The sequence below is a fragment of the Enterobacteriaceae endosymbiont of Donacia semicuprea genome (genome assembly GCF_012570535.1).
Taxonomy (GTDB): domain Bacteria; phylum Pseudomonadota; class Gammaproteobacteria; order Enterobacterales; family Enterobacteriaceae.
In genome coordinates this window covers 313533-324948 of sequence record NZ_CP046210.1, presented here as the reverse complement: position 1 = coordinate 324948, position 11416 = coordinate 313533, and the positions used below count along the sequence as shown (strand labels likewise).

The window sequence follows — 11416 nt, the reverse complement described above, 5'->3', positions numbered from 1 at the left end:
AACACATTCATCAGGAAAAATATTATATAATGCTCGAATTATACCTTATAGGGGTTCTTGGTTAGATTTTGAATTTGATCCTAAAGATAATATTTTTGTACGTATAGATAGAAGAAGAAAATTACCAATTACAATTATTTTACGTGCTTTAGGTTATGATATAGAAGAGATATTAGATATTTTTTTTGAAAAAAATATTTTTTATATGAAAAATCACAAAATCTCAATGATATTAGTTCCAGATAGATTAAGAGGGGAAACAGCATTTTTTGATATTAAATATAATAATATTTGTTATGTTAAAAAAGGTAAAAGAATTACTATACGTCATATTAATTCTTTTAAAAAAGATAATATAAAATATATTAATATTCCTATAGAATATATGGTAGGTAAAATAGTCAATAAAGATTATATAGATACTTCTACTGGAGAAGTAATTATCTCTGCTAACTCTCCTTTATCAAAGGATATAATTAAAAAAATTTTTAAAAATAATGAATTTATTGAAACAATTTTTACTAATGATTTAGATCATGGTGCATATATTTCAGAAACTCTAAAATTAGATACTACTACTAATCGCTTGGAAGCTTTAGTAGAAATTTATAGAATGATGCGTCCAGGTGAGCCACCTACAAAAGAAGCAGCGGAAATTTTATTTAAAAGATTATTTTTTGTAGAAGACCGTTATGATTTATCTCCAGTTGGTAGAATGAAATTTAATCGTTCATTATTACGTAAATATATTAATGGTCCTGGTACACTTGATAAAAAAGATATTATTGATGTAATTAAAAAATTAATTAATATCCGTAATGGAAAAGGAAATATTGATGATATTGATCATTTAGGTAACAGAAGAATACGTTCTATTGGTGAAATGGCAGAAAATCAATTTCGTATAGGTCTAATTCGCGTGGAAAGGGCCGTAAAAGAAAGATTATCTTTAGGAGATTTAGAAACTTTAACACCTCAAGATATGATTAACGCTAAACCAATTTCTGCAGCTATAAAAGAATTTTTTTGTTCCAGCCAATTATCACAATTTATGGATCAAAATAATCCATTATCTGAAATTACGCATAAACGACGTATTTCTGCTTTAGGACCAGGAGGATTAACTAGAGAAAGAGCTGGGTTTGAAGTTAGAGATGTTCATCCTACTCACTATGGACGAGTATGTCCAATTGAGACCCCAGAAGGTCCTAATATAGGTTTAATAAATTCATTATCAGTTTATGCTCGAACAAATGAATATGGTTTTTTAGAAACACCGTATAGATTTGTAAAAAATGGATTAGTTACTAATAAAATTAATTATTTATCTTCGATAGAAGAAGGAAATTTTATTATTGCACAAGCTAATACAGATCTTGATAAAAATGGATATATAATAGATGAATTTATTACATGTCGTTATAAAGGTGAATCTGGTTTATTTAACAAAAACCAAATTCATTATATGGATGTTTCTACACAACAAATTGTTTCCGTAGGTGCTTCATTAATTCCTTTTTTAGAACATGATGATGCTAATAGAGCTTTAATGGGTGCTAATATGCAAAGACAAGCAGTTCCTACTTTAAAATCTGAAAAACCATTAGTAGGAACTGGTATGGAAAGAATTGTAGCAATTGATTCTGGTGTTACCATTATTGCTAAAAATTCTGGCATTATACAATATGTAGATTCTTCAAAAATTATTGTAAAAGTAAATGATAACATTAATAATAAAAATAATATAGATATATATCATTTAGAAAAATATATAAGATCTAATCAAAATACATGTATAAATCAAATTCCATGTGTTCATTTAAATGAATTAGTTTATAAAGGTGATGTTTTAGCAGATGGGCCCGCTACAGATTTAGGAGAATTAGCATTAGGACAAAATATGAGAGTAGCTTTTATGCCATGGAATGGTTATAATTTTGAAGATTCAATTTTATTATCAGAAAAAATTGTCCAAAAAGATAAATTTACTACTATACACATACAAGAATTATCTTGTATATCTCGTGATACAAAATTAGGTCAAGAAGAAATTACATCTGATATACCAAATGTTAGTGAGTCTTCTTTATCTAAATTAGATGAATGTGGAATTGTATATATTGGTGCTGAAGTCAAAAGTGGAGATATTCTTGTAGGTAAAGTTACTCCAAAAGGAGAAACACAATTATCACCAGAAGAAAAATTATTACGTGCTATTTTTGGAGAAAAAGCTTCTGATGTAAAAGATACTTCTTTACGTGTTCCTAATGGAACCTTAGGTACAGTTATTGATGTTCAGATTTTCACAAGAGATGGAGTAAAAAAAGATAAAAGAACTTTAGAAATTGAAGAAATGCAATTTAATCAAATAAAACAAGATTTACTTGCTGAACAAAAAATTTTTGAAAAAAATATTATTTTTAATATAAAAAATTTTTTATTAAATAATAATTTTTTAATAAAAGATAATATCAAAACTTTTGATATTAATTATTGTAGCTCCATTTCTTTAAAAGACAAAATAAAACAAAAAAAAATAAATAATTATATTAAAAAATATAAAGAAATAAAAAATATATTTGAAAAAAAAATAAAATTACAAAAAAAAAAAATCACACAAGGTAATGATTTAGCTCCTGGTATTTTAAAAATTATTAAAATAAATTTAGCAGTAAAAAGACAAATACAAACAGGAGATAAAATGGCAGGAAGACATGGAAATAAAGGAGTTATTTCTAAAATTTGTCCTATAGAAGATATGCCTTATGATGATAATGGGATTCCTGTTGATATTGTATTAAATCCTTTAGGTGTCCCATCTAGAATGAATATAGGACAAATTTTAGAAACTCATTTAGGTATGGCAGCTAAAGAAATAGGAAATAAAATTAAGTTTTTATTAAAAAAAAAAAATATAGAAAAAATACGTATTTTCCTTCAAAAGGCATATGATATTGGTAATAATATTGATCAAAATATAAATTTAAATAATTTTAGTAATGATGAAATCATGATATTAGCAAAAAATTTAAAAAAAGGAATGCCTATAGCCACACCAGTATTTGATGGTGCTAAAGAAAATGAGATTAAAGAATTATTAAAATTATCAAATTTACCAATTTCTGGACAAATTAAATTATATGATGGACGCACAGGAGAGCCTTTCGAAAAACCTGTTACTGTTGGATATATGTATATGTTAAAATTAAATCATTTAGTAGATGATAAAATGCATGCTAGATCTACAGGTTCCTATAGTTTAGTAACACAACAACCTTTAGGAGGAAAAGCTCAATTTGGAGGACAAAGATTTGGTGAAATGGAAGTTTGGGCATTAGAGGCATATGGAGCAGCATATACTTTACAAGAAATGTTAACAATTAAATCTGATGATGTAAATGGACGAACAAAAATGTATAAAAATATTGTTGCTGGAAACCATCAAATGAATGCTGGTATTCCAGAATCTTTTAATGTTTTATTAAAAGAAATACGTTCATTAGGTATAAATATTAGTTTAGAAAATAAATAATAATTAAAAAATATAAAAATTTCTTATCTGCTCATAATATGATTGAGGTAATAAATTTGTGGAAGATTTATTTAATTTTTTAAAATCACAAAATAAAATAGAAGAATTTGATACAATAAAACTTTCTTTAGCTTCTTCTGATATGATAAAATCTTGGTCTTTTGGAGAAGTAAAAAAACCTGAAACAATTAACTATCGTACTTTTAAACCAGAAAGAGATGGTTTGTTTTGTGCTCGTATTTTTGGCCCTATTAAGGATTATGAATGTTTATGTGGTAAATATAAACGTCTAAAACATAGAGGTGTTGTTTGTGAAAAATGTGGAGTAGAAGTTACACAAACTAAAGTAAGAAGAGATCGGATGGGTCATATTGAATTAGCATCTCCAATTGCACATATATGGTTTTTAAAATCATTACCTTCTAGAATAGGTTTATTATTAAATATGCCTTTAAAAGATATAGAAAGAGTACTATATTTTGAATCATATGTAGTAATTGAAGAAGGTATGTCTTCATTAAATAAAAAACAAATTTTATCTGAAGAACAATATTTAGATTCATTAGAAGAATTTGGTAACGAATTCGAAGCTAAAATGGGTGCAGAAGCAATACAATATTTATTAAAAAATATTAATTTAAAACAAGAATGTAAAATATTACGTGATGAATTAAATAATATTAATTCTGAAACTAAAAGAAAAAAAATCTCTAAAAGAATAAAATTATTAGAATCTTTCATAAATTCAGGTAATAAACCAGAATGGATGATTATGACAGTATTACCTGTATTACCTCCAGATTTGAGACCTCTAGTACCTTTAGATGGAGGAAGATTTGCAACATCTGATTTAAATGATTTATATCGTAGAGTTATTAATCGTAATAATAGATTAAAACGTTTATTAGAATTATCAGCTCCTGGTATTATAATAAAAAATGAAAAACGTATGTTACAAGAAGCAGTTGATGCATTATTAGATAACGGAAGAAGAGGAAAATCAATTACTGGTGCTAATAAACGACCTCTAAAATCATTAGCTGATATGATTAAAGGTAAACAAGGACGATTTAGACAAAATTTATTAGGTAAAAGAGTTGATTATTCAGGTAGATCTGTTATTACAGTAGGTCCGTATTTACGATTACATCAATGTGGATTACCTAAAAAAATGGCATTAGAATTATTTAAACCATTTATATATGGAAAATTAGAAATAAAAGGATTTGCAAATACTATTAAAGCTGCAAAAAAAATGGTAGAAAAAGAAGAACCAATAGTATGGGATATCTTAGATGAAGTAATCAAAGAACATCCTATTTTATTAAATAGAGCTCCAACTTTACATCGATTAGGAATTCAAGCTTTTGAACCTATTTTGATTGAAGGTAAAGCGATACAATTACATCCTTTAGTATGTGCAGCATATAATGCAGATTTTGATGGAGATCAAATGGCTGTTCATATTCCTTTAACATTAGAAGCACAATTAGAAGCAAGAATTTTAATGATGTCTACTAATAATATTTTATCTCCTGCAAACGGTGAACCGATTATTGTTCCATCACAAGATGTAGTATTAGGTATATATTATATGACTAAAGATAAAATTAATGCATATGGAGAAGGAATGATATTAACAGGCCCTAAAGAAGCAGAACGTGTTTATATTCTTGGAAAAGCTGATTTACATGCTCGTGTTAAAGTAAAAATTAAAGAATATAAAAAAAATTTAATTAAAAATACATGGATAAAAAATAGTAATATTTATAACACCACTATTGGTAGAGCTATTTTTTGGAATTGCGTACCTAAAGGTATATCATATAATATGATAAATAAAACTTTAGGTAAAAAAGATATTTCACAAATTTTAAATATATGTTATCGAATTTTAGGATTAAAATCTACAGTTATTTTTGCTGATCAAATTATGTATACTGGTTTTTATTATGCTGCTAAATCTGGTTCTTCCGTAGGAATAGATGATATTGTAATTCCTGATAATAAAACAGAAATTATTTCTGAAGCAGAATCTGAGGTTACTGAAATTCAAGAACAATTCCAATCAGGTCTTGTTACTTCAGGAGAAAAATATAATAAAGTTATTGATATTTGGGCAGCTGCTAATGAAAAAGTAGCAAAAGCTATGATGAAAAATTTATCCATAGAAAAAGTAATAAATAAAGAGGGTTTTATAACAAAACAAAGTTCTTTTAATAATATTTTTATGATGGCAGATTCTGGTGCTAGAGGTTCTGCAGCGCAAATTAGACAATTAGCTGGAATGAGAGGTTTAATGGCAAAACCAGATGGTTCTATTATTGAAACTCCAATTATTGCTAATTTTAGAGAAGGATTAAATGTTTTACAGTATTTTATTTCAACTCATGGAGCTCGTAAAGGATTAGCAGATACTGCTTTAAAAACAGCAAATTCTGGTTATCTTACTCGTAGACTAGTAGATGTAGCTCAAGATTTAGTAATAACTAAAAATGATTGTTTAACTTTAGATGGTATAAAAATTTCTTCTATTATTACTGGAGGAGATATAAAAGAATCTCTAAGAGAGAGAGTATTAGGAAGAGTAGTTTCAGAAGATATTTTTTATCCAAATAGGAAAAAAATTCTAATTCATAGAAATACATTATTAAATGAAAAATACTGTGATATATTAGAACAATATGCAATTGATGATATTAAAGTAAGATCTGTTGTTAGTTGTGAAAATAATTTTGGAGTTTGTGCATATTGTTATGGTCGTGATTTAGCTAGAGGCCATCTTATAAATATAGGGGAAGCTATAGGAGTTATTGCAGCACAATCAATAGGGGAACCTGGAACACAATTAACAATGAGAACCTTTCATGTTGGAGGTGCTGCTTCTCGTTCTGCTACAGAATCGAGTATTCAAGTTAAAGATAATGGAACTATAAAATTAATAAATGTAAAATCAGTTATAAACTCTACTAATAAATTAGTAGTAATATCTAGAAATTCTGAATTAAAAATTATAAATAATTTAAATAAAATTATAGAAAGTTATAAAATACCATATGGTGCTATTATAACAAAAAAAAATGGATCAGATATTGTTGCAGGAGAAATAGTTTCATATTGGGATCCTCATAGTATGCCTATTATTAGTGAAGTAAGCGGTAAAATAAAATTTGTTGATATGTTAGAAGGACAAACAATTATAAAACAAACTGATGATTTAACTGGCTTAACATCTATTGTTGTTTTAGATACTTTTGAAAGAACTTCTATAGGAAAAGATTTTAGGCCTATGATTAAAATAATAAATAATAATGATGAAGATATAATAATTCCAGGTACAGATATGCCTGCACATTATTTTTTACCTAATAAATCAATAGTTCACTTAAAAGATGGTATTAATATAAATACAGGAGATGTTTTAGCAAAAGTACCTCAAGAATCAGGCGGAACTAAAGATATTACTGGAGGACTTCCAAGAGTAGCTGATTTATTTGAAGCTAGAAAACCAAAAGATTCTGCTATTTTAGCAGAAATTAGTGGTATTATTTCTTTTGGTAAGGAAACAAAAGGAAAAAGACGAATAATAATTACTCCTGTTAATTCTGATATTAAACCATACGAAGAAATGATTCCAAAATGGAGACAACTTAATATACTTGAAGGAGAATTAATTAATAAAGGAGATATAATTTCAGATGGTCCAGAATCTCCACATGATATTTTAAGATTAAGAGGAATTAACGCGGTTACTAATTATATAATTAATGAAGTACAAGATGTTTATAGACTTCAAGGAGTAAAAATTAATGATAAACATATAGAAGTTATTATACGTCAAATGTTACGTAAAGCTACCATAATTAAAATGGGAGACTCTAATTTTTTAGAAGGAGAACAAGTAGAAGTATCAAAAATAAAAATTGCAAATAAAAAATTACAAGAAAAAGGAAAAAATATAGCATTATATAATCACGATTTATTGGGTATTACTAAAGCATCTTTAGCAACTTCATCCTTTATTTCTGCTGCTTCTTTTCAAGAAACAACAAGAGTTTTAACTGAATCATCAGTATCTGGAAAATGTGACAAATTAAAAGGATTAAAAGAAAATGTTATTGTAGGAAGATTAATTCCGGCTGGAACTGGATACTCGTATCATCAAAATCAAATTAAGAAAAAAAAATTAAAATTAAACAAAAAAACAAATAATATTTCTTCAGCAGATTCCGCTGCTGCTAATTTAACTGAATTATTAAATGCTAATTAAAAAATTCTTTTTAAAAGAAATAATTTTTTAGATTGTTTAATTCTGTTATAAATTGTAATGTTTAAAATTTTTTGTTATTATTTAGTATATAACTTTAAAAAATTATATTTATCGTTATTTAAAATTTATTAAGTATTTTATAAAAAATAATTTTTATGAATTTTAAAAAAAATAAAAAATCTAAAAAATGGTTAAAAAATTATTTTAAAGATTCTTATATAAGAAAAGCAAAAAGAAACATTAATAAATTTAGATCTAGGTCATGGTTTAAATTAGAAGAAATAGAAAAAAAACATAAGATATTTCGAAATAATATAACAATAATTGATTTAGGATCTTCACCTGGTGGATGGTCTAGTTTTGCTGCATCAAAAATTGGTAAAAAGGGAAAAATTATAGCTTGTGATATATTACCAATGAATCCTATTCAAAAAGTTTATTTTTATCAAGGAAATATATGTAATTCTATTATATTAAATAAAATACTAAGAATACTAAATAAAACAAAAGTTCAAATAATAATGTCTGATATGTCTCCTAATATTTCAGGAATAAAAGAAATAGATATACCACGTATTATTCATTTAAATGAAATAGCATTAAAATTATGCTATTCTCTATTAGAATATAATGGGAGTTTTTTGATAAAAACTTTTCAAGGTAAAGGATTAACTAAATATTATAATAAGATTAGTTCTGTATTTAAAACAACTAAAATTAGTAAACCTAATGCTTCAAGATCTCAATCATGTGAAATTTATATTGTTGCAAAAAAATATAAAAATTAATATAAAATAAATATACTAACAAAGTTACAAGGGGTTATTCTTTTGAATGATATGGCAAAAAATCTAATTCTCTGGTTAGCAATTACAGTCATATTAATATCTGTTTTCCAGAGTTTAAATCCAAATGAATCAAATAAAAAAAATAAAATTGAATATTCAACTTTTTTATCCGAAATAAAACAAGATAAAATAATTAAAACAAGTATTAATGGAAAAAGAATTCGTGTTGTTAGAAAAGATAATAGTAATTATACCACTTATTTACCAATGCATGATTCACATTTACTTGAAATGTTACTTTCAAAAAATATTAAAGTATTAGGAGAACCTCTTGAATCCCCTAGTATGTTATTATCTATTTTTATTTCCTGGTTTCCAATGTTACTATTAATTGGAGTTTGGATTTTTTTTATGCGTCAACTACAAGGTAGTGGTAAAGGAGCATTATCTTTTGGAAAAAGTAAAGCTAAAATGTTAACAACAGATCAAATAAAAATTACATTTAATGATGTAGCTGGATGTGATGAAGCAAAAGAAGAAGTTAAAGAACTAGTTGATTACTTAAAAGAACCAGCAAAATTTCAAAAATTAGGAGGTAAAATCCCTAAAGGAATTTTAATGGTAGGTCCTCCAGGAACTGGAAAAACTTTATTAGCTAAAGCTATCGCAGGAGAATCAAAAGTACCATTTTTTACTATTTCAGGTTCTGATTTTGTTGAAATGTTTGTAGGAGTGGGGGCTTCCAGAGTAAGAGATATGTTTAGTAGAGCTAAAAAATCATCTCCATGTATTATTTTTATTGATGAAATAGATGCCGTAGGAAGACAGAGAGGTGCGGGATTAGGTGGAGGACATGATGAAAGGGAACAAACTTTAAATCAAATGTTAGTTGAAATGGATGGTTTTAATAATAATGAAAGTATTATTGTTATAGCAGCCACTAATCGTCCTGATGTGTTAGATCCAGCTCTTTTAAGACCAGGTCGTTTTGATCGTCAAGTAATTGTTGGTTTACCAGATATAAGAGGAAGAGAGCAAGTATTAAAAATACATATAAAAAACATACCTATATCTAAAGAAGTTAATCTAAAAATTTTAGCAAGAGGAACACCAGGTTTTTCAGGAGCTGACTTAGCAAATTTAATCAATGAAGCGGCTTTATTAGCAGCTCGTCAAAATTATAATTTTGTTTCTATGTTAGAATTAGAACAAGCAAAAGATAAAATTATGATGGGTGCAGAAAGACGTTCTTTAGTAATGACTGAAGAACAAAAAGAAGCTACCGCTTATCATGAAGCAGGTCATGCAATTATTGGAAGATTAGTTCCGGATCATGATCCAGTACATAAAGTTACAATTATTCCTAGAGGAAGAGCATTAGGAGTGACATTTTTTTTACCTGAAATTGATATAATTAGTATTAGTCGTCAAAAGTTAGAAAGTAAAATATCTACATTATATGGTGGTAGAATAGCTGAAGAAATTATCTATGGTGAAAAATATGTATCAACAGGTTCCTCTAATGATATTAAGGTCGCAACGAATATTGCAAAAAATATGGTAACTCAATGGGGTTTTTCTAAAAAATTAGGTCCTTTATTGTATGCAGAAGAAGAAGGTGAAATTTTTTTAGGTAGATCAGTTGCTAAAGCTAAACATATGTCTGATGAAACAGCTAAAATAATCGATCAGGAAGTCAAATTTTTAATACAAGAAAATTATAATAGAGCTTTTAAAATTTTAAGTGATAATATTGATATTTTACATGCTATGAAAAATACTCTCATTAAATATGAAACAATAGGTATAATACAAATTAATGATTTAATGGCTAGAAAAAAAGTAAGACCACCTGAATAAAAATAATAATAATTTTTATTATATATAAATAAATAATATTTTATAAAAATAAAGATAAATAATAAAATAAAATATTGTAAATACTTTAATATTAAATATTATATGGTAAAAATAAAAATTTTTAATAAATATACTTTTTACAAAATTAATATTTTTTAATTAAAGATTTAAAAAAATAAAAAATATTTTTTATATAAAACATAAATTTATATTGTAATTAATATTTATTATTATATAATAATAATAATTAATATTTGATTGGAATGTTATTTGTTAATAATTTATGTATAAGTTATTATTGATTTTATTTATTTTGATTACAATTATTTTAATTAGTGTTATTATGTTTCAAGATAATAATGAAATAGATATTAATTCATCATCAAATAGTATAAAATCACCTTTTAATACAAATATATCAAATAAAATATTAACTAGGTTAATTATTACATTAACGTCTTTATTTTTTATTATTAGTTTAATATTAAATAATATTAACGTAAAAAAGTATAAAAAATATACCACACAACAATTTAATATAGTAAAATATAATAAGTAATAATTTTTTTACCGAGGTGGTGAAATTGGTAAACACGCTACCTTGAGGTGGTAGTGCCCTATTATTTTGGGTTTACGGGTTCAAATCCCGTCTTCGGTACCAAAATTAATATTGCATTATTTATATTTTTAGCATATTATATATATATTCACTATAGACGCGGGGTGGAGCAGTTTGGTAGCTCGTCGGGCTCATAACCCGAAGGTCGTTGGTTCAAATCCAACTCCCGCAACCAAATATCATATTTTATATTAATTCCTTAAGTAAGTAATGTCTTTTTTTAGCATAGGTATATAATTAATATATAAAATTATTTTATATATATATTTACTTATTATCGAATTTTTTTTAAATTAATGAAATTAATCTATATAAATAATTATTTTATAGATAATAAAAATATTATT

4 protein-coding genes, 2 tRNA genes and 1 pseudogene are annotated in these 11416 nt (G+C 25.7%); all 7 read left to right on the top strand.

The annotated features are described in order from the left end of the window. On the top strand, nt 1-3532 hold a 3532-nt coding region (gene rpoB / locus GJT91_RS01580; protein WP_246212847.1), incomplete at its 5' end, for a DNA-directed RNA polymerase subunit beta. A gap of 58 nt (nt 3533-3590) precedes the next feature. Next, the gene (rpoC, locus tag GJT91_RS01575) at nt 3591-7802 is read left to right on the top strand and encodes a DNA-directed RNA polymerase subunit beta' (RefSeq protein WP_168868498.1); all 4212 of its coding nucleotides are present in this window, start codon (nt 3591-3593) and stop codon (nt 7800-7802) included. A 155-nt stretch (nt 7803-7957) separates the two neighbouring features. Then, entirely contained in the window at nt 7958-8590 is a 633-nt protein-coding gene (locus GJT91_RS01570; RefSeq protein ID WP_168868497.1) for an RlmE family RNA methyltransferase, read from the top strand. A 51-nt stretch (nt 8591-8641) separates the two neighbouring features. Then, nucleotides 8642-10444 (top strand): annotated as a pseudogene (gene ftsH / locus GJT91_RS01565) (ATP-dependent zinc metalloprotease FtsH); the annotation flags it as partial. Nucleotides 10445-10733: 289 nt separating this feature from the next. Further along, nucleotides 10734-11009 carry a preprotein translocase subunit SecG gene (gene secG / locus GJT91_RS01560; protein WP_168868496.1) on the top strand — a complete coding sequence of 92 codons (276 nt, stop codon included), beginning with the start codon at nt 10734-10736 and terminating at the stop codon, nt 11007-11009. Between the two features lie 10 nt (nt 11010-11019). Beyond that, nucleotides 11020-11111 (top strand) — tRNA-Leu (locus GJT91_RS01555). A gap of 56 nt (nt 11112-11167) precedes the next feature. After that, nucleotides 11168-11244 (top strand) — tRNA-Met (locus tag GJT91_RS01550). The last annotated feature ends 172 nt before the right edge of the window (nt 11245-11416 follow it).